Genomic DNA, 18,146 nt, shown 5'->3' with positions numbered 1-18,146 from the left:
ATGGTTTTTCATCAAACCGTTCGCCCCTGACTCAGGCGCTGGCTTTCGGCTTTTCGTAGCACACGGCAAAGGCGATCAGGCCCAGCACGATGCTGAAAATGCCCACACCGACTGCCACCCCAGCCACCAGACCCAAACCTACTGCAATAAACACGCCGGGAAAGGCGTAGTTTCGCAACCAGGAAGGTTTCTTGGGAACAAGAAATAGCCCTAAAAACAAGAACCAGGGCATCACAATCGTCCAGAACAGACTGTCCATTAGCACGTCACGCATCATTATTCCATTGAAGTAGGAGGGGCTTGGGCGAGAGCCAGACACCCCCGCCGTTCTGGGTGGATTGTAAACGTCCTGAGGCTGGCCTCCCAGTACGGGCGACTGTTATAAGAGAGAATTACTGTTTTACAGCTAAAGGACACGCCATGAGTACGCTTAGCTTGACCAGCGCAGACCAGCACCGTTTCGAAGCCTATGTCGCAGGCGATGAACAGGCCGAACGCGGCTTGATCGTGTTGCAGGAAATTTTTGGTGTCAATCAACACATACGCAACACCTGCGAACGCTTTGCCGAGCAAGGCTACCGTGTCCTGTCTCCCGCCCTGTTCGACCGGCAAGAGAAAAATGTAGAGCTGGGCTATACCGCCGAGGACATGCAAGCAGGTCTGGCACTGCGCAACGGCATTGCGCTTGATAAGACCCTGCTGGATATTCAGGCCTGCGTGGACGCCTTGGGTTCGCGCAAGATTGGTATTGTCGGCTATTGCTGGGGTGGCTCCTTGAGCTGGCTGGCCGCCTGCCGCTTGCAAGGCCTGAAAGCCGCCAGTTGCTGGTATGGTTCGCAAATTGCCCAGAACGCCCAGGAACAGCCCAGGATTCCAGTTCAAATGCATTTTGGTGCCCAGGATCACTCCATCCCTGCCAGCGCCATTCAGACCATTAAAGACGCGCAAAAGGATGTGGCCATTTACGTGTACGAACCTGCCGGGCATGGTTTTGGCTGCGATCATCGCCCCGATTTTCACGAAGCGTCCTACAAACTGGCTCAGGAACGTACACTAGCTTTCTTTGCCGACCATCTACGTTAAGCCCCCATGCTTGAATCCAGCGACGACCTGCTTGCCCTGTTAAATACCACCATGCCTTACGGCAAATACAAAGGTCGCTTGCTGGCCGACCTGCCGGGACATTATCTGAACTGGTTTGCCCGTGAAGGCTTTCCTTCCGGGCGGCTAGGGCAGCTACTGGCCCTGATGCACGAGCTGGATCACAATGGCCTGAAATCCTTGCTGGACCCCTTGCGCCCGCGCAGCCGCTAAGAGGAACAAATACCTTACTGGGGAGCGGGCTGCGACGGTACGTCACCGTACAGCTTGCTACTATCAAGAATTCCTCTACACCCCATTGTGAAGGACGTCATGACAATCGATCTCTCCGCATTCCCCATCACCGGCAAATGGCCGGCCCAGCACCCCGAACGCCTGCAACTGTATTCCTTGCCCACTCCCAACGGCGTCAAGGTATCCATCATGCTGGAAGAAATTGGCCTGCCTTACGAGCCACATCTGGTCAGCTTTGAGCGCAACGATCAGCTCAGCCCGGAATTTATTTCGCTCAGCAGCAACAACAAGATCCCGGCAATTCTGGACCCCAATGGCCCCGGCAATAAACCGCTGGCCTTGTTCGAGTCCGGTGCCATCCTGATCTACCTGGCAGAAAAAACCGGCCAGTTGCTCTCTGCAGACCCGGCCCAACGCTATGAAACCCTGCAATGGCTGATGTTCCAGATGGGTGGCGTAGGCCCCATGTTTGGTCAACTGGGCTTCTTCCACAAATTTGCTGGCAAGGACTTTGAAGACAAGCGCCCCCGCGACCGCTATGTCAACGAATCCAAGCGCCTGCTGGGCGTGATCGACAAGCATCTGGATGGCAAGGACTGGATGGTGGGCAACAGCTACTCCATCGCCGATATTGCCCTGTTCCCCTGGATTGCCAACCTGATCGGTTTTTACGGCGCAGGCGAGCTGGTGGAGTACGAGCAGTTCAAGAATGTGGCCCGTGTTCTGGCCCAGTTTCAGGCCCGCCCGGCAGTACAACGCGGCTTGAACATTCCTGCCCGTGATTGATGGATAAGCAGCGCCAATCAATGTTTATAAGCCAATTTGCAATAGCCCTGCTATCAAACTGGTCTTTTTTGTTTCGCTTGACGCCAGTCCGTACAATTGGCCTCCTAAACATTCTGCGCAAGCGGTACTATTCCGTTTGCCCGGCTTGCTCATCAATCAAAAAACCAGTCTGCTCATAGAGCGGATACAGGCAAATCCACCAGCCTGATGAGCAAGCCTTCAAAGCCCTGGATTCTTTCCAGGGCTTTTTTTTGTATGTACGATTGCCCCCCGCTGCTACTCTTGTGGCTCCTTGCCACTTTGCCTGAGCAGATCTATGAAAACGCACCACTATGAACTGTTGATCAGTTGGACCGGCAACACCGGAAGCGGCACCCGCACCCTTCGCTCCTACTCACGTAACCACGACGTGATGGCAGTTGGCCTGGAGACCATTGCTGCCTCCTCAGACCCTGCCTTTCGAGGCGACCCAGCCCGCTGGAACCCAGAGCAGCTTTTCCTGGCATCGATTGCTCAGTGTCATATGCTTTGGTACCTGGGAATAGCGGCAGAAGCCGGCATTGTGGTCACGGCCTATGAAGACCACCCTACCGGCATCATGATTGAAGAGGCCAACGGGGCTGGGCAATTCGAGAGTGTTACCTTGCGCCCCTTCGTCACGATCACACCGGACAGTGACCTTGCCTTGTCCAAATCGCTTCACGATCGCGTAAGTGAATACTGCTTTATTGCCCGCTCCATCAACACTCCGATTCACCATGAGGTCACGGTCCACGTGCAAGGTCAAACACCTCCACCATCGACGTAAAGAGCATTACACCGCAGGTAAAGGGATGAACTGCTCATCGTCCAGTGGTGGCAGACTGATGCGACCATTGAGCCAATCATCCTTGGCCTGCTCGATACGGTCCTTGCGCGAGGACACAAAGTTCCACCAGATATGGCGTGGTCCCAAAGGCTCGCCGCCCAGCAGCATCAAATGGCTGTTTTGCTCGGCAAGGATGCGAGGGCTGTCGCCTTTGGCAAAGACCAGCATCTGACCGGCGCGATAGCGTTGAGCGTCTACCTCCAGCGCGCCCGTACAGATATAAATGGCGCGCTCTTCATGGCCGGTTGGCAAGGGGACAGACTGGCCCGCTTGTACGCGTAGTTCCATATAGAACAAGGGTGAGGCCACACTGGCAGGGCTGCACAGGCCCAACGCCGATCCGGCTATCAGGCGACCTTCCAGGCCCGTGTCCTGAATCAAAGGCAGTTGTTCGGCCTCGTAATGCACAAAATCCGGGTTTTGCTCTTCTTTATGTTCCGGCAAAGCCACCCAGGCCTGAATGCCATCCATACGGCCACCTTGGGTACGCATGGGCTCAAAGCGCTCGGAATGGCTGATGCCTGAACCAGCGGTCATCCAGTTCAAGGCGCCGGGCGTAATCTCTTGTTCCACGCCCAGGCTGTCACGGTGTGTCATGGCACCTTCAAATAAATAGGTGACGGTAGACAGGCCAATATGCGGGTGTGGCAGCACATCGTTTTCTGTCCCTACAGGTGCCGTCAGCTCTTGTGGCCCCATACGATCAAAGAAGATAAAAGGCCCCACCATACGCCGTTGGCGAAAGGGCAGAACGCGCCCCACTTCAAATGCACCAATGCTGTGTTGACGTTGTGGAATCAGCAGCTCGACCATAGACACCTCTACTGGGAAGTCGCAAAAATACAATCCCGATTACTATACTCTGGTCACTGCTTTATTCGCCCTATCGCGCATGTCCACGCTCTCCCTGTTTGATCCCGTTCCCGGCAACGTCCTGACTCTGGATACCGGCCTGATCGCCCTTCCGGGGCTGGCCCTGCCCTATGCCGCCAGCTTGGCACAGGCGGTTCAAGAACTGGTGCACAGCGCTCCTTGGCGGCATATGCAGGTTCCCTCAGGGCATCGTATGTCGGCCGCACAAAGCAGTTGTGGCGACCTGGGATGGATATCGGACGAACACGGCTACCGTTACAGCCCCACGGACCCGCAAAGCGGTTTGGCCTGGCCCGCCATGCCGGCCATATTCAAGGAACTATTAACGCACATTGCCCAGGAGTCGGGCCAGGGCCCTTTTCAACCCGATACCTGTCTGATCAATTACTACGACGAGCAGGCGCATATGTCCTTGCATCAGGATAGAAACGAGCGCGACTTGCAGCACCCGATTGTCTCGGTCTCCCTGGGACGTGAGGCCTTGTTTTTATGGGGCGGCGCAAAACGCAGCGACCCGGTGCGTACCCTGCGACTGCGCGATGGTGATGTGCTGGTCTGGTGGGGGCCATCCAGATTGAATTTCCATGGGGTACGCAGACTGGAGGGCCCGGCCCATCCGGTATGGGGCACAGGCCGGGTCAATCTGACATTCAGAAAAGCAGGCTGAACCCCACTAGTTCAGCCCAGTTCGGGCGGAGCAAAGCGACGGTTTTCCAGTACGGGCAAAATGCGACGGGCATAAGCCAAACGCTCCCGATCCAGATCAACCAAAAGCAATGTGGGAGTTTCTGCCGCCTGGGCCACGATCACACCCAAGGGATCCACCACCAGACTTTGGCCAATATTGCGTTCACCACACTCACCGACGGCCACCATATAGGCCGTATTTTCCAAAGCGCGAGCCGTCGTCAGCACACGCCAGTGGTGTTCCTTCAAGGGACCTTTCAGCCAGGCCGACGGCGCCAGCAAGACTTGCGCCCCGTCCACGCACAAGCGTCGGGCCAGCTCAGGAAAGCGCAGGTCGTAGCAAGTCATCAAACCTACTTTGAAACCGGCCACATCAATCAAGGCGGGGATTTCTGTACCTGGCTGTACATAGCGTGATTCTTGTACCGAGAAGGCATCGTACAAATGAAGCTTGTTGTAATGCGCCAGAACCTGGCCATCGCGCAGCACCACCAAGGTGTTCCAAACCTTGCCTTCTCCGGCCGGGGTATGAATGCAGAACACCACAGTTAAATCAGTATCACGGGTGGCAGCGCTCAGTCGGCTGACAAACTCCCCATCCAGGGCTTGTGCGGATTTCAGGACCACTTCAGGGTCGGCCACATTTCTGGCCAGCACACCTTCAGGCAAAACCAGTAACTGCGCGCCGGAGCGCAAGGCTTGTTCGATCAAACCTAGGCAAGCGCTCAGGTTTTCCTGCGAATCTTTGGATACGGCCATCTGGCCCAATGCAACTTTCATGACCACCTCCTTTGCGGTGCTGCCTAAGTGATTCTAACGCAGCCGCCTGCCCAGACCAGCCAGCGAACAAGGGAGAAAAACTGAACACCAGATGGTCAAATGTCAAACCATCCCCGTCGTTCAGCCCCAACAGATCAGCTTCGTATTTCTCCACTTCCCATCATGTAAAAATTCGGACATAAACTGCAATTAAAAATAAATTTTTATCATGTCAATACCCTGAATGCGTTTAACCAAACTAAACACTCGAGTCATATCAAAGAATATTTCTACTCAGCTAGCAGGTCAATTAAGCGATCAGGCTCTGAAACAAAGTGCCGTGCGCATAGCGACAAACCCAAACAACAACACGATCAATTTGAACGCTCTATTTCGTCCGTACAGTTCAATTCCATTTATCTTCATAAGCGTGAAACTCAATTGAGCTCAGTTCTCAAGCTCGGCTTTAATCAGCAGATATATGATAATGAGATATAAATAACTCTTATATTTGCAATACTATAAACATTATGCAAATCGGCAAAATTGATTCTTTTATTAAGCCGGACAAAATCTCACAGAAGGCGAAAAAAGACGTTCTTAACTCTGGCAAGCATCTCTGCACCCATCCAGAATTTTCGAGAGTAAATCTCCAACCTAAATATGACCGGACATAACTAGAATCGATAAAACGCGATTAATTAAAAATGAATCAAATCCGGATAAAACCGAGCCAAAAATAATGGGCCAAGTGCAAACCAGCACTGGCCCATTCATGAATTATCCTTGCGACGCCACTTCGTCTGACATGCCCACCTGTCAAGCGGACCAGCCGCTTTGGCATTGGACTTTCAATGCCCTAATGATTGAAATCCAAAATAATCAGAATAAAAAAAACCCCCGATTTCTTGCAAAATCAGGGGAAAGCTACCACAGGAAAATGATTGGATACAAAACACCCAATACCGTGATTCTATATAAAAAACCAAAAAAAATCTGCATACGTTGTTTAGGGCTGACGCTATAGCTTGATAAATTAATTTGTGCTAGGACGTAATAAGAATTAAAAACTTAAAAAGATCTTCAATTCCCTACAGTTACATGACCCTATTCCGCCCTTAGAAATCTTGAGCCTTGCCCCATGACTGCGCGACAATAAGGCCTCTTACGGGTTGGACACACTGCCCTTCTTGATTCTCAGGCGTTTATCTTGTCTTCTTCGCACTCTTCCTTATCCCCCCGCCAGGTTTTACTGGCCATTCTGGCCTTGGCTGTGGGCGGTTTTTCCATCGGCACCGGCGAATTTGTCATCATGGGTTTGCTACCCGATGTGGCCCAGGATCTGGGTATCGATATTCCCACCGCAGGCCACTTGATCAGCGCTTACGCTTTAGGCGTGGTGATCGGCGCTCCGGTACTGGCCGTACTGGGCGCACGCTGGCCCTGGCGTCGTCTGTTAATAGCCTTGATGGGCGCTTATGCCGTAGGCAATTTCCTGACTGTGATTGCCCCCAGCTATGAAACCGTATTGATCACCCGCTTTCTGGCCGGCTTTCCGCATGGCACCTACTTTGGTGTTGCCGCCTTGGTAGCCGCTCGTCTGGTGCCCCCGCATCGCCGTGCACAGGCCGTGGCCTACGTCATGCTGGGTCTGACAGTCGCTACCTTACTGGGCGTACCCATTGCTACCACCTTGGGACAATGGCTGAGCTGGCAGGCGGCCTTTACTTTCGTCAGCCTGATCGCCTTGCTGACCATGGGACTGGTACTGCGCTTTGTGCCCTTCATCCCCGCCAATACGCTGGCCAGCCCCTTGCGCGAACTGGGGGCCCTGAAGCGCAAGCAAGTCTGGTTGACGCTGGGCATAGGCGCAATTGGTTTTGGTGGCATGTTCTCGGTGTTCAGCTACGTAAAATCCACCTTGATGGAACTGGCGGGCCTGTCGGTCAGCGCCATCCCTGTCGTGCTGGCCTTGTTTGGCGTTGGCATGGTGCTGGGCAATTTACTGGGCGCCCGTTATGCGGACCGCTACCTGGATCGCAGCATTCGCCTGGTTCTGATCTGGGCTACCGGCGTGCTCTTGCTGTTCATGATCACGGCCCACCATCCAATCCTTGGCCCCTTGAACATCATGCTGATTGGCACCCTGGTGGCCTTGGGCCCCGCTTTGCAGATTCGCCTGATGGACGTGGCAGGTGATGCCCAAACACTGGCGGCTGCGCTGAATCACTCGGCTTTCAATATGGCCAATGCGCTAGGTGCATGGTTGGGTGGTTTGACGATTGCCGCTGGCTGGGGCTGGACTTCGACCGCCTGGGTAGGTGCCTTGCTGGCCTTGGGTGGCCTGGCCTTGCACACCATTTCGCTGCGCATTAAAGAATAGTCAGACCTCAGAACGGGTGACTCGGAGCAGGCAATTTTGTCGTAGGCGACAGAAGCTGAACACAGGAATAGCCTTTGCAAAACTGAACTCTGCCAGTAACCCAAAAAACAAAACGGCCTGTAATTGGATGCCCCTAAGGGTATTTCAATTACAGGCCGCTTTTGTTTGGCCCTCTCTCGGAGGTCCGACTACCTGGCTTTCAGCAATTCAGCTCAGGCTTTGCTTGCAGCTGCGGGGCGAGCCGCCAACCAACCGGCGTAGCCCATTCCAAAGCTGACCAGAATGCACAAGCCCAAGGCCCAGCCCCAGCTATTGAAAAGGTCATGCAAACCGCCCATGGCAGGAGGCCCAAACGCGGCCAGCAAATAGCCCATGCACTGCGCCATACCCGACAGGGACGCCGCCTGCGAAGTAGACGTAGAACGTACCCCAATCAAGGCCAAGGCAATCAGGAATACGCTGCCACTACCAAAGCCAAACAGCACCGCCCACAGCAAGGACCAGGACGGCAAGACCAGAAAGCCCACAAAGGTCAGGGTCTGCAACAAAGCACCCGCCAAGGCCACCCCACGCTGGTCGTGCACACGGCTCAACACGGGCATCAGCAGCAAGGCCGGTACGGCGGTAGCCAACTGCATCAAACCATGAATCTGGCCCGCATGATCCGGCTCAAAGCCATAGTTCACCAGCATCACAGGCAACCAGCTGGCAATCATGTAGTAAGCCACCGAGTTCAAACCCATGTACAGGGTGATATGCCAGGCCAGGGGTAAACGCCACACCGAAGAACTGGTTGCCGCGCCAGTGGGCGTATTTTGTGCCGCACGTCGATCCGCTCCCAACTGGGTAGCCCATACAACTACGCTAGCCAATGCCATCACACCGACCACCATCAGGGACGACCAGCGCCAGCTTTGGCCTGTCCACTCCGCCATCGGGACCGCCATCGCGGAGTTGAACGCCGCGACCAGACCCATGAACAAAACGTACAGCGACGTCACAAAACTGATACGCATGGGGAAATGGCGTTTCACCAGAGAAGGCAACAGTACATTACCCAAGGCAATCCCGATAGCCAGCAAACCGATACCGGCAAACAGCTCTATCGTGCCGCCCAGGATACGTACCACCACACCTACCGCAATCAGTACGGAAGCAATAAACAAGGAACGGGACAAGCCCACCACCCGCGCCATGGAGGCGGCCAGCAGGGAGATCACCGCAAAAATGAACAAGGGCATGGCGGTCAGCAAGCCAGCCTGCGTGGACGACAGAGACAGATCTGCCTGGATCAGCTCCAGCAAGGGGGCGATACCCGTGATCGGGGCTCGCAGATTGCCGGCAATCAGCAAGACGCCAATCAACACCAGTAAGGGGTGGGAGAGCCAGGAGAGTCGAGAGAGGGACATGAAGTGTAGCCAGTAGGTGAAAACCCTACTCTATCCTGTTTCGATGCCGACGCAAACAGGATATTATGACAACTTATACCTCAAACCAGACAAAGCATGAGTTTTAGCTCCAATCCGCAGGGCGGGCCTATTTTCAGCATCAAGATGGCGATGGGCAGCAATACTGAAAATCCATTGCATACCCATCCCAATGGACAGCTGATCATGACGCAATATGGCTCCGTCACCCTGCAAACCGACCAGGGCTACTGGATGGTGCCGCCGCTGTGCGCCGTCTGGGTGCCGGTGGGTATCCGTCACCGTGCCCGCGCCGACGATCAGGCCCTGATTCATTTCCTGTACATACAGCCCGGCCTGGATGAACTGCCCGATCACTGCAGTACCCTGGACCTGAGCCCCATGGTGCGCGAGATGATCATTCATTTAAGTGATCTGAATCCCCATTACGAGCCGGGCAGCCAGACGCACCGTCTGGCACTGGTGCTGCTGGAAACCTTGAATCAAATGCCCACCCGGCAGCTGCATGTACCGGTGCCCGAGGACAAAGTTTTGCAGACGATTGCGCAACATATGCTGCAACAGCCCGACTCGCGCCCTACGATGGCCGACTGGGCAAAAGAACTGGCCATGAGTGAGCGCACCCTGGCCCGACATATGCTAAAACACACAGGGATGAGCTTCGGGCGCTGGCGGCAACAATTCATGATTATGCTGGCCCTGCAAAAACTGGGTTCGGGAATGTCCGTAAAGAGCACGGCCAGGGAATTGGGTTACACCTCGATCAGTGCCTTTATTACCGTTTTCAAATCTATTTTGGGCGAAACCCCCAGCCGTTACTTGAGCCAAACCCATTCTTCTTAAGTCCCTACTACCCTCACCACACGCATCCATGTCTTCCACACACCTGTCCCGCCCCGGATATCTGCAGCGCTTGTTGAGTTGGTTCCAGATTTCTCACATGTCGGCGGGGCTGATTGCCGTGCTGGTGGGCTACACAAGTTCTGCTGCCATTGTTTTTCAGGCCGCTCAAGCGGCCGGTGCCAACACCGCCGAGCTGGGCTCCTGGATGTGGTCTTTGGGTATTGGTCTGGGCCTGCTGTCGGCAGGTCTGTCGCTGCGCTACAAGATTCCAATTCTGACTGCCTGGTCCACACCTGGCGCAGCGCTGCTGGCCACGGGTCTGGTGGGCCTGCCCATGTCCCAGGCCGTGGGCATTTTCCTGTTTTCGTCCCTGCTGACCACCATTTGCGGTCTTAGCGGCAGCTTTCAGAAGTTGATGCAGTACATGCCGCGCAGCATTGCCGGTGCCATGCTGGGCGGCATCTTGCTGCGCTTTGGCCTGGACCTGTTTGGTGCCATGCAAACCCAATGGCTGCTGTGCCTGAGCATGTTCATTGTGTTTCTGGTGGTGCGCCAATGGTCGCCTCGCTACGCCGTGCCGCTGGCATTGGTGGCCGGTGTCACGATTGCTGCCCTGCAAGGTTTGCTGAAAATGGAAATTCTGAGCTGGACTCCCGCCACGCCGGTGCTGGTCTGGCCCGAGTTTTCCTGGACGGCACTCATTGGTGTGGGCATTCCCTTTTTCATCGTCACCATGAGCTCGCAGAACATTCCGGGCGTGGCTGTATTGAAGGCGCATAACTACGATGCGCCCAACTCCACCGTCATTAGCTGGACCGGGATTGTGGGCCTGATCTTTGGCCCCTTCGGTGGCTACGCCTACAATCTGGCCGCCATTAGCGCCGCCCTGTGCATGACTCCCGAAGTGGATGCGGACCCGCGTCAGCGTTATCGCGCCAGTGTCTGGGCCGGGATTTTCTATTTTGCCGCCGGTATCTTTGGTGCCACCGTGGTCAGCCTGTTTGCCGCCTTCCCAACCGAACTGATTGCGGCCATTGCCGGTCTGGCCTTGCTGGGTACCATAGGCAATAGCATCCACATGGCGCTGGAAGCCCCAGACACCCGTGACGCCGCCCTGGTCACCTTTCTGACCACTGCGTCAGGCATGAGTCTGCTCAATATCGGCAGCGCCTTCTGGGGTCTGGTTTTTGGTATGGCTATGTATCTGATTCAGAAACGAAAAGTATCCTGATCCGGTCATCCCCCCGGCGTCTGTTCAAGACGGCAAACAAGCCTCACATTTGCTTGCTTTGCCGTCTTTTTCATTTGGCACACTAAAGGCGTGACCACTTTTCTTTAACGGAGGTGCTTCATGCCTGCTTTATCTCAAGCCCAACAAAAAGCTGCCGGTGCAGCCTTGTCCGCCAAACGCGGAGAAACTCCGGTAGCCAGTCTGAAAGGGGCATCGCTGGAAATGTACAACACCATGAGTACCAAGGAGCTGGAAGAACTGGCCAGCACCGATACCGCGCGCCGCAACCTGCCTGAACACAAGGAGTAATCAGACAGCCTGAACGCGCACGCCGCTTTGCTCGAAGGCTTGATGCAAACGCTGCGCAAATTCGGCCGCCCCCGCCTGATCCCCATGCAGGCACAAGGTATCAGCAGACAAAGGCACCGTTTTACCCGACAGACTGGTAACGGTGCCTTGCTCTATCATCTGCATCACTTGCTGTACGGACTGATCGGCATTGGTAATCATGGCGCCAGCTTGCTGACGAGGGGTCAGGCTGCCATCGTCCTGATAGCTGCGATCGGCAAACACCTCTTGAGCCACCGTCAAACCCGCATCACGACCGGCCTGCACTTGCACACTGCCTGCCAGCGCATACAGAATCAGGCTGCGATCAATATCGGCCACAGCTTGGGCAATGGCTTTTGCCAAGGCCCCATCACGGGCGGCCATATTGTAAAGAGCACCATGTGCCTTGACGTGATGCAAAGCAGCACCTTGGGTGCGTGCAACGGCAGCCAAGGCTCCCACCTGCACCACCACCATGTCATACACCTGCTCGGGGGTAACCGCCATCACCCGGCGACCAAAACCAGCCAGATCCGGCAGGCCGGGATGTGCGCCCAGCTTCACACCATGCTTTAGGGCCAGGGCCACCGTCTGACGCATGGTGCCCGGATCTCCCGCATGAAAGCCACAGGCGATATTTACCGACGTCACCCACGGAATCACCTGCTCGTCATGGCCCATGACCCAGGGGCCAAAGCTCTCGCCCATGTCGCAATTCAAATCAATACTCAAGCTCATGGAGTTCCCTCTGATAATCCATCCAACCTGCCTGCGGCCTGGGCAATGCAACGCCGGAACCACAGCAGTTCTGCCGCATTATGCGTGCGCGGATGCCACAGCTGGTAAAAACGCATCAGTGGAAAATGAACCGGACAAGGCAAAACCGTAATCGGCAGAATGCGGGCATAGTACTCGGCAAACTGGCGGTTCGTGGTGAACACCATGTCCGTGCGACTCAAAATCCCCGGAACCAGGCCGAAATACGGCACGACCATCTGTACGTGACGGCTGATGCCCTGCTCGGCCAGGCAACCGTCAATAAAGCCGCGCTTGTCCGTCACGTGGGCCGAAGGGGCCAGATGCGGCATGTCCAGATAGTGCTGCAAGGACAGACCACGCTGCGCCAAGGGATGATGGCGGCCCAGCATACAGACCACCTCGTCATCAAACAGACGCGCCAGGTGCAGCTTTTCAGGGGGCTCGAGCCAGTTGCCGATCACCACGTCCAGCTCGCCCTCTTCCAGGGCCTGCACGTAATCCAGATCCGGGTTGATGGTATGGACCACCAGCCGGGCCTGCGGCGCCTGACGACGCACCCGCTCCGCAATATCCGGGATAAAAGCGCCGTCCAGATAATCCGGCGCGCCCAGATTGAAAACGCGGGTAGACTGACTGGGATCCATAGGCTCTGCCGCGGCAGAAATTCGCTCGATAGCTTGCAGAGCTTCCGTGGCATGTGCCAGCAAAAAGGGGCCGCGCTCGGTAGGCACCATTCCCTTTTTACCGCGCAACAAAATCGGATCGCCCGTGATTTCGCGCAAGCGCCGCAAGGCATTGCTAACGGCTGGCTGGGACATACCCAAGCGGATAGCCGTACGCGAGACGCTGTGCTCTTTGAGCAGCGACTGCAATACCCGCAGCAAATGCAGGTCTAGTTGTTCTCGTAATTTTGGCATGGTTTAAATAATACAAGCGCTGGCCCGCCTCGTTGATCGGTGTAGACACTCATACGCCTATATAGTGAACATCATTCCAAGCAAATGTTCGCATCCTAAGCAAATGCTATCTTCGATCCGTAAAAAACCAGTCGAGTGAGATCATGGAGACAAGACCAATTCGTTTTATTTATCGCGGCGAAGTACAGGAAGTGGCTCAGGCCCCGACCACGCGAACCGTTTTACAGTATATCCGTGAGGATCTGCACTGCACCGGCACCAAAGAAGGCTGTGCCGAGGGTGATTGCGGCGCCTGCACGGTCATGATTGGCGAACTGGACCAGAACAATCAACTGCAATTGCGTGCCGTAAACGCCTGTATCCAGCTGCTGCCTACGCTGGACGGCAAGGTGCTCTACACTATTGAGGATCTGCGCCAGGACGATGGCACCCTGCACCCCGTGCAACAGGCCATGGTGGACTGGCACGGTGCCCAGTGCGGCTTTTGTACGCCCGGCTTCATCATGTCGCTGTGGGGCCTGTACATGACGCACTCGCCCGAAGACGGCCCGGTTTCCCGGGAACAGATCGACGATGTGCTCTCGGGCAATCTGTGCCGCTGTACCGGCTACCGCCCCATTATTGATGCGGCCAAGGCCATGCACAGCTATCCGGCTGTCAGCATGGATCGCCAATCCATTGAAGACAAGCTGCGTGCCATTCGTCAGGACGGCATGCTGGCCTATGAATACCAGGGCCAGACCTTCCACGCCCCCCGCACGCTGGACCAGTTGGCCCAGCTGCGCGAGCAATATCCGCAAGCCCGCATTCTGGCTGGCAGCACCGATATCGGCCTATGGGTGACCAAGCAATTCCGCGATTTGCCGCATCTGATCTATATCGGTCAGGTGGCCGAGCTGCGCGAACTGAAAACCACCGAGGACGATCTGTATATCGGTGCAGGCGTGCTGTTGAACGACGCTTTTGACGCCCTGATCAAAGACCACCCCGAATTGACAGAACTGCGCCAACGCTTTGCCTCCTTCCCTATCCGCAACGCCGGTACCCTGGGCGGCAACGTGGCCAACGGCTCGCCCATTGGCGACTCCATGCCCGCCCTGATTGCCATGCGTACCCGTGTGGTGCTGCGCAAAGGCGCAGTCGAGCGCGTGCTGCCTTTGGAAGATCTGTATCTGGCCTACCAGAAAACCGCCATGGAACCGGGCGAGTTCGTGCAAGGCCTGCTGGTCCCACGCAACAAGGGACAATGGCAATTCCGTACCTACAAGCTGTCCAAGCGTTTCGACCAGGACATTTCTGCCGTGTGCGCCGCCTTTGCGGTGGAACTGGACGGCAGGATCGTCAAACAGGCTCGCATCGCCTTTGGTGGTATGGCTGCCACCCCTAAACGCGCCAGCCACGCCGAGCAAGTGCTGCAAGGTCAGGAATGGAACGAGGAAAACGTACAAGCTGCCATGCAAGCGCTGCAACAGGACTACCAGGCCCTGAGCGATATGCGTGCCAGCAGCGAATACCGCAATCAAAGTGCGGCCAATTTGCTGTACCGCTTCTTCCTGGAAACCCACCCTGAAAACGCTTTGAGTCCCGCCCAGCTGAATGTCTTTCACCGAGCTCAAGCCAGCCTGGAGACTTTGTGATGAAAATTGACAATATCGACCACCTGAACACCGCCACGGCTCAACGAGTCGGCGTGTCCTTTCTGCACGAGTCGGCAGACCTGCACGTGAGCGGCACGGCCACATATACCGATGATTTGCCTGAATTGCAGGGCACGGCCCATATTGCGCTGGGCCTGTCGGAAAAAGCCCATGCCCGTTTGCTGGACGTGGATCTGGAAGCTGTGCGTCAAGCGCCCGGTGTCATTGCCGTCCTGACGGTTGCCGACATTCCCGCCGCAAATAATTGTGGCCCTATTCTGCATGACGACCCCATTCTGGCCGATGGCGTGGTGCATTACTTTGGCCAGCCCATTTTTGCGGTTATTGCGAAATCCCACGACCAGGCACGCCGTGCCGCGCGCCTGGGCAAGATCACCTACGAAGAGCTGCCTGCCATCTTGACTCCACAAGAAGCCAAGGCCGCGAACGCCGGTGTTCTGCCCCTGATGAGCCTGAAACAAGGCGACGCCAAAAAAGCATTGGAATCGGCTCCACACCGCCTGCAAGGCACCTTCCAGTGCAATGGTCAGGAACAGTTTTACCTGGAAGGCCAGATTTCCTACGCCGTGCCCAAGGAATACGGCGCCGTGCATATCTGGTGCTCCACCCAGCATCCTTCGGAAATGCAGCAGCTGGTTGCCCACTGTCTGGGCGTTGGCGCGCACAAGGTACACGTGGAATGCCGTCGCATGGGCGGTGGTTTCGGTGGCAAGGAATCTCAATCGGCCCTGTACGCCTGCGTGGCCAGTGTGGCTGCCGTCAAGCTGCAGCGCCCGATCAAGCTGCGCCTGGACCGCGACGACGACTTCATGATTACCGGCAAGCGTCACGGTTTCTACTATGAATACGATATTGGTTACGACGACGAAGGCCGCCTGCTGGGTGCCCGTCTGGACATGACCGCCAACTCGGGCTTTTCCGCCGACTTGTCCGGCCCCGTGGCAACCCGCGCCATCTGCCACTTTGACAATGCCTACTACCTGTCTGATGTAGACATGAGCGCGCTGTGCGGTCGCACCAATACCCAATCCAACACAGCCTTCCGAGGCTTTGGTGGCCCGCAAGGGGCCTTGGTGATGGAAGTGGCCCTGGACACCATTGCCCGCCGCCTGGGCAAAGATCCGCTGGATGTACGCCGCATCAACTTCTACGGTAAAAAAGACCGTAATGTGACGCCTTACGACCAGACCGTGGTCGATAACGTCATTCACGAACTGGTGGCCGAGCTGGAGGAAACCAGCGAATACCGTCAGCGCCGTGAACAAATCCGTGAATTCAATGCCAGCAGCCCGGTACTGAAAAAGGGTCTGGCACTGACCCCGGTGAAATTCGGTATTTCCTTTAACGTACCCGCCTTCAACCAGGCTGGTGCTCTGGTCCACGTCTACCGTGACGGCACGGTTTTGGTGAACCACGGTGGCACGGAAATGGGTCAGGGCCTGAACACCAAGGTGGCCCAGGTGGTAGCCCATGAACTGGGCCTGAATCTGGAGCACATCCGGGTCACGGCCACCGATACCACCAAAGTGGCCAATACCTCGGCCACGGCGGCATCCACAGGTACGGACTTGAACGGTAAAGCCGCCCAGGATGCGGCCTACCAGATTCGCCAGCGTCTGACGACGGTAGCTGCCCAGCTCTTCTCGGTGGAAGAGTCCAGCGTGAAATTCGAGCGGGGTCAGGTCCAGATCGGCGGCCAGACCATGCCCTTCTTTCAACTGGTTGAGCACGCCTACCAGGCCCGCGTCCAGCTGTGGTCCGACGGCTTTTACGCCACCCCCGGCCTGCACTGGGACTCCAAAGTCATGAAGGGCAACCCCTTCTACTACTTCTCTTATGGGGCTGCCGTCGCTGAAGTGCTGATCGACACGCTGACCGGGGAATCTCGTCTTCTGCGTGCTGACGTGCTGCACGATGTGGGCAAATCCATCAATCCGGCCCTGGATATTGGCCAGGTTGAAGGCGCCTTTATTCAAGGTATGGGCTGGCTGACAACAGAAGAGCTGGTTTGGAACGCTCAAGGCAAGCTCACCACGCATGCACCGTCGACCTACAAGATCCCGGCCATCAGCGACTGCCCCATGGACTTCCGCGTCAATCTGTTCGATGGCCGCAACGCCATGGATTCGATTCACCGCTCCAAAGCCGTGGGCGAACCGCCTTTGCTGCTACCGTTCTGCGTCTTTAACGCGATCCGTGATGCGGTTGCCAGTGTAGGCAACTACCAGATTGAGCCCGTGCTGAACGCACCTGCGACTGCGGAAGCCGTCATGCGGGCTGTTGCGGCTATTCGCAAAGCGAAATGAGTAGCTGGCCCTCTCTTGCCCTCGCCCGTGTGAAAGCGGGCGAGCGGCTGGTTTTGTGCTCGGTGGCGCTTGCCAAAGGCTCCACCCCGCGCACCACGGGCACGGCCATGCTGTTCAGCCAAACTGAGCAGTGGTTAACCATTGGTGGCGGGCACCTGGAATGGGTAGCGGCAGAACAGGCACGTGTCATGCTCAGTCAGTCCTCCGGACCCGGCTGGAGCATGAGCCGCCTGCCGCTGGGCCCCAGTCTGGGCCAATGTTGCGGCGGGGTCGTTACCTTGCTGTACGAAACCCTGGGTGCCGAGGATCTGGGCTGGCTGGAAGAGCTGGATAGCGCCGTGCGGGCCGGTCAGGCGACCAGCCGCCGTTCACAATTGCTCTCAGACGGCAATAAGCAGGTTGATATACACAGCCCTTCAATTGTGGATGAGTCCCGGCTGGACTACGACGGCTCGCAAGGCGTCTGGATGGAGGAGCTGCCGCCCCCGCCCCTGACTATTTTGCTGTTTGGGGCCGGTCATGTGGGCGAGGCACTGGTGCAGATTCTGGGCACCCTGCCATGCCGGGTTCTGTGGATTGACGAACGCCCTGAACTGTTTCCCGCTCAGGTACCCAGCAATGTCAGCCTGGAAATTACCGACATCCCCGATGCGCTGATCGAACAAGCCCCGACCAATAGCTATTTTCTGGTGATGACGCATAATCACGGCCTCGATCTGGCTCTGTGCCAAAAGATCTTGCGCCGGCCCGATACGGCCTATGTGGGCCTGATCGGCTCCATGACCAAACGTCGTCAATTCGAGCGCCGCTTGCAGCAACGCGGCATGCCCGAATCCCGTATTCAGGAACTGGTCTGCCCCATTGGCGTGCCAGGTATCAAGGGCAAGGCCCCCTCGATTATTGCCGTGGCTGTCGCCGCCGAATTGCTGACCCACGCCTATGAAATGGGCCAGCTCAGTCGCTGATGCGACCTCGACTTCAAGG

General features: G+C 56.4%; 18 protein-coding genes. 12 read left to right on the top strand and 6 right to left on the bottom strand.

The window, feature by feature from the left end; translation table 11 throughout:
* Positions 1-31 precede the first annotated feature (31 nt).
* The gene (locus WFM49_RS03020) at positions 32-274 is read right to left on the bottom strand and encodes a hypothetical protein (protein WP_223254053.1); all 243 of its coding nucleotides are present in this window, start codon (positions 272-274) and stop codon (positions 32-34) included.
* Between the two features lie 146 nt (positions 275-420).
* On the opposite strand from WFM49_RS03020, the gene WFM49_RS03015 reads away from it, so the two are divergent.
* From WFM49_RS03015 to WFM49_RS03000, 4 genes are all read left to right on the top strand, one after another.
* A complete protein-coding gene (locus tag WFM49_RS03015; protein WP_254499044.1) occupies positions 421-1,083 on the top strand; it encodes a dienelactone hydrolase family protein in 663 nt (220 codons plus the stop codon).
* A 6-nt stretch (positions 1,084-1,089) separates the two neighbouring features.
* The gene (locus WFM49_RS03010) at positions 1,090-1,314 is read left to right on the top strand and encodes a DUF3820 family protein (protein WP_003799391.1); all 225 of its coding nucleotides are present in this window, start codon (positions 1,090-1,092) and stop codon (positions 1,312-1,314) included.
* A gap of 99 nt (positions 1,315-1,413) precedes the next feature.
* Positions 1,414-2,121, top strand: a complete 708-nt coding sequence (locus WFM49_RS03005) for a glutathione binding-like protein (protein ID WP_009458889.1) — start codon at positions 1,414-1,416, stop codon at positions 2,119-2,121.
* A gap of 316 nt (positions 2,122-2,437) precedes the next feature.
* Positions 2,438-2,929 (top strand): OsmC family protein, encoded by a 492-nt coding sequence (locus tag WFM49_RS03000; RefSeq protein WP_009458887.1) that lies wholly within the window; start codon positions 2,438-2,440, stop codon positions 2,927-2,929.
* A 6-nt stretch (positions 2,930-2,935) separates the two neighbouring features.
* On the opposite strand, the gene WFM49_RS02995 is transcribed toward WFM49_RS03000, so the two are convergent.
* Entirely contained in the window at positions 2,936-3,802 is an 867-nt protein-coding gene (locus WFM49_RS02995; protein WP_009458886.1) for a pirin family protein, read from the bottom strand.
* A gap of 79 nt (positions 3,803-3,881) precedes the next feature.
* On the opposite strand from WFM49_RS02995, the gene alkB reads away from it, so the two are divergent.
* On the top strand, positions 3,882-4,529 hold the full coding sequence (gene alkB, locus WFM49_RS02990) for a DNA oxidative demethylase AlkB (RefSeq protein ID WP_250755837.1): 648 nt from the start codon (positions 3,882-3,884) through the stop codon (positions 4,527-4,529).
* 11 nt (positions 4,530-4,540) lie between these two features.
* Here the strand turns inward: alkB and WFM49_RS02985 are convergent, their stop codons facing one another.
* Positions 4,541-5,329, bottom strand: a complete 789-nt coding sequence (locus tag WFM49_RS02985) for a deaminated glutathione amidase (protein WP_026483468.1) — start codon at positions 5,327-5,329, stop codon at positions 4,541-4,543.
* A gap of 1,189 nt (positions 5,330-6,518) precedes the next feature.
* Between WFM49_RS02985 and WFM49_RS02980 the strand changes: the two genes are divergently transcribed.
* Positions 6,519-7,691, top strand: a complete 1,173-nt coding sequence (locus WFM49_RS02980; protein WP_009458878.1) for an MFS transporter — start codon at positions 6,519-6,521, stop codon at positions 7,689-7,691.
* A 212-nt stretch (positions 7,692-7,903) separates the two neighbouring features.
* Here WFM49_RS02980 and WFM49_RS02975 read toward each other — a convergent pair whose 3' ends face one another.
* The gene (locus tag WFM49_RS02975) at positions 7,904-9,100 is read right to left on the bottom strand and encodes an MFS transporter (RefSeq protein WP_031231938.1); all 1,197 of its coding nucleotides are present in this window, start codon (positions 9,098-9,100) and stop codon (positions 7,904-7,906) included.
* A 96-nt stretch (positions 9,101-9,196) separates the two neighbouring features.
* Between WFM49_RS02975 and WFM49_RS02970 the strand changes: the two genes are divergently transcribed.
* The 3 genes from WFM49_RS02970 to WFM49_RS02960 all read left to right on the top strand — a co-directional run bounded on the left by WFM49_RS02970 (position 9,197) and on the right by WFM49_RS02960 (position 11,501).
* Positions 9,197-9,961 (top strand): AraC family transcriptional regulator, encoded by a 765-nt coding sequence (locus WFM49_RS02970; RefSeq protein WP_009458871.1) that lies wholly within the window; start codon positions 9,197-9,199, stop codon positions 9,959-9,961.
* A 28-nt stretch (positions 9,962-9,989) separates the two neighbouring features.
* Positions 9,990-11,192: a benzoate/H(+) symporter BenE family transporter gene (locus WFM49_RS02965; protein WP_051359096.1), complete on the top strand. Its 1,203-nt coding sequence runs from the start codon at positions 9,990-9,992 to the stop codon at positions 11,190-11,192.
* Between the two features lie 120 nt (positions 11,193-11,312).
* Entirely contained in the window at positions 11,313-11,501 is a 189-nt protein-coding gene (locus WFM49_RS02960; RefSeq protein WP_009458869.1) for a DUF3008 family protein, read from the top strand.
* On the opposite strand, the gene WFM49_RS02955 is transcribed toward WFM49_RS02960, so the two are convergent.
* A complete protein-coding gene (locus tag WFM49_RS02955; protein ID WP_009458868.1) occupies positions 11,502-12,260 on the bottom strand; it encodes a LamB/YcsF family protein in 759 nt (252 codons plus the stop codon).
* On the bottom strand, positions 12,257-13,198 hold the full coding sequence (locus tag WFM49_RS02950; RefSeq protein WP_021446486.1) for a LysR family transcriptional regulator: 942 nt from the start codon (positions 13,196-13,198) through the stop codon (positions 12,257-12,259). The genes WFM49_RS02955 and WFM49_RS02950 overlap by 4 nt, the downstream gene beginning before the upstream one ends.
* 143 nt (positions 13,199-13,341) lie before the next feature.
* Between WFM49_RS02950 and xdhA the strand changes: the two genes are divergently transcribed.
* The 3 genes from xdhA to xdhC are packed head-to-tail and all read left to right on the top strand — an operon-like array spanning position 13,342 to position 18,127.
* Positions 13,342-14,835, top strand: a complete 1,494-nt coding sequence (gene xdhA, locus WFM49_RS02945; RefSeq protein WP_336971571.1) for a xanthine dehydrogenase small subunit — start codon at positions 13,342-13,344, stop codon at positions 14,833-14,835.
* Positions 14,835-17,162, top strand: a complete 2,328-nt coding sequence (xdhB, locus tag WFM49_RS02940; RefSeq protein ID WP_250755840.1) for a xanthine dehydrogenase molybdopterin binding subunit — start codon at positions 14,835-14,837, stop codon at positions 17,160-17,162. Before xdhA ends, xdhB begins: the two co-directional genes overlap by 1 nt.
* Positions 17,159-18,127 (top strand): xanthine dehydrogenase accessory protein XdhC, encoded by a 969-nt coding sequence (xdhC, locus tag WFM49_RS02935; protein WP_324575768.1) that lies wholly within the window; start codon positions 17,159-17,161, stop codon positions 18,125-18,127. Before xdhB ends, xdhC begins: the two co-directional genes overlap by 4 nt.
* The last annotated feature ends 19 nt before the right edge of the window (positions 18,128-18,146 follow it).

This window comes from Alcaligenes sp. PF14, from assembly GCF_037150615.1.
Classification (GTDB): Bacteria; Pseudomonadota; Gammaproteobacteria; order Burkholderiales; family Burkholderiaceae_B; genus Alcaligenes; species Alcaligenes phenolicus.
This window is presented reverse-complemented; position numbering and strand designations above follow the sequence as displayed.

Excerpts from the sequence above, each read along its gene's own strand:
- xdhB (WP_250755840.1), top strand. The coding sequence starts at position 14,835 with ATGAAAATTGACAATATCGACCACCTGAACACCGCCACGGCTCAACGA.
- WFM49_RS02950 (WP_021446486.1), bottom strand. The coding sequence starts at position 13,198 with ATGCCAAAATTACGAGAACAACTAGACCTGCATTTGCTGCGGGTATTG.
- WFM49_RS02975 (WP_031231938.1), bottom strand. The coding sequence starts at position 9,100 with ATGTCCCTCTCTCGACTCTCCTGGCTCTCCCACCCCTTACTGGTGTTG.
- WFM49_RS02985 (WP_026483468.1), bottom strand. The coding sequence starts at position 5,329 with ATGAAAGTTGCATTGGGCCAGATGGCCGTATCCAAAGATTCGCAGGAA.
- WFM49_RS03015 (WP_254499044.1), top strand. The coding sequence starts at position 421 with ATGAGTACGCTTAGCTTGACCAGCGCAGACCAGCACCGTTTCGAAGCC.
- alkB (WP_250755837.1), top strand. The coding sequence starts at position 3,882 with ATGTCCACGCTCTCCCTGTTTGATCCCGTTCCCGGCAACGTCCTGACT.
- WFM49_RS02955 (WP_009458868.1), bottom strand. The coding sequence starts at position 12,260 with ATGAGCTTGAGTATTGATTTGAATTGCGACATGGGCGAGAGCTTTGGC.
- WFM49_RS03010 (WP_003799391.1), top strand. The coding sequence starts at position 1,090 with ATGCTTGAATCCAGCGACGACCTGCTTGCCCTGTTAAATACCACCATG.
- xdhA (WP_336971571.1), top strand. The coding sequence starts at position 13,342 with ATGGAGACAAGACCAATTCGTTTTATTTATCGCGGCGAAGTACAGGAA.
- WFM49_RS02995 (WP_009458886.1), bottom strand. The coding sequence starts at position 3,802 with ATGGTCGAGCTGCTGATTCCACAACGTCAACACAGCATTGGTGCATTT.
- WFM49_RS02970 (WP_009458871.1), top strand. The coding sequence starts at position 9,197 with ATGAGTTTTAGCTCCAATCCGCAGGGCGGGCCTATTTTCAGCATCAAG.
- WFM49_RS03005 (WP_009458889.1), top strand. The coding sequence starts at position 1,414 with ATGACAATCGATCTCTCCGCATTCCCCATCACCGGCAAATGGCCGGCC.
- WFM49_RS03020 (WP_223254053.1), bottom strand. The coding sequence starts at position 274 with ATGCGTGACGTGCTAATGGACAGTCTGTTCTGGACGATTGTGATGCCC.
- WFM49_RS02965 (WP_051359096.1), top strand. The coding sequence starts at position 9,990 with ATGTCTTCCACACACCTGTCCCGCCCCGGATATCTGCAGCGCTTGTTG.
- WFM49_RS02960 (WP_009458869.1), top strand. The coding sequence starts at position 11,313 with ATGCCTGCTTTATCTCAAGCCCAACAAAAAGCTGCCGGTGCAGCCTTG.
- WFM49_RS03000 (WP_009458887.1), top strand. The coding sequence starts at position 2,438 with ATGAAAACGCACCACTATGAACTGTTGATCAGTTGGACCGGCAACACC.
- xdhC (WP_324575768.1), top strand. The coding sequence starts at position 17,159 with ATGAGTAGCTGGCCCTCTCTTGCCCTCGCCCGTGTGAAAGCGGGCGAG.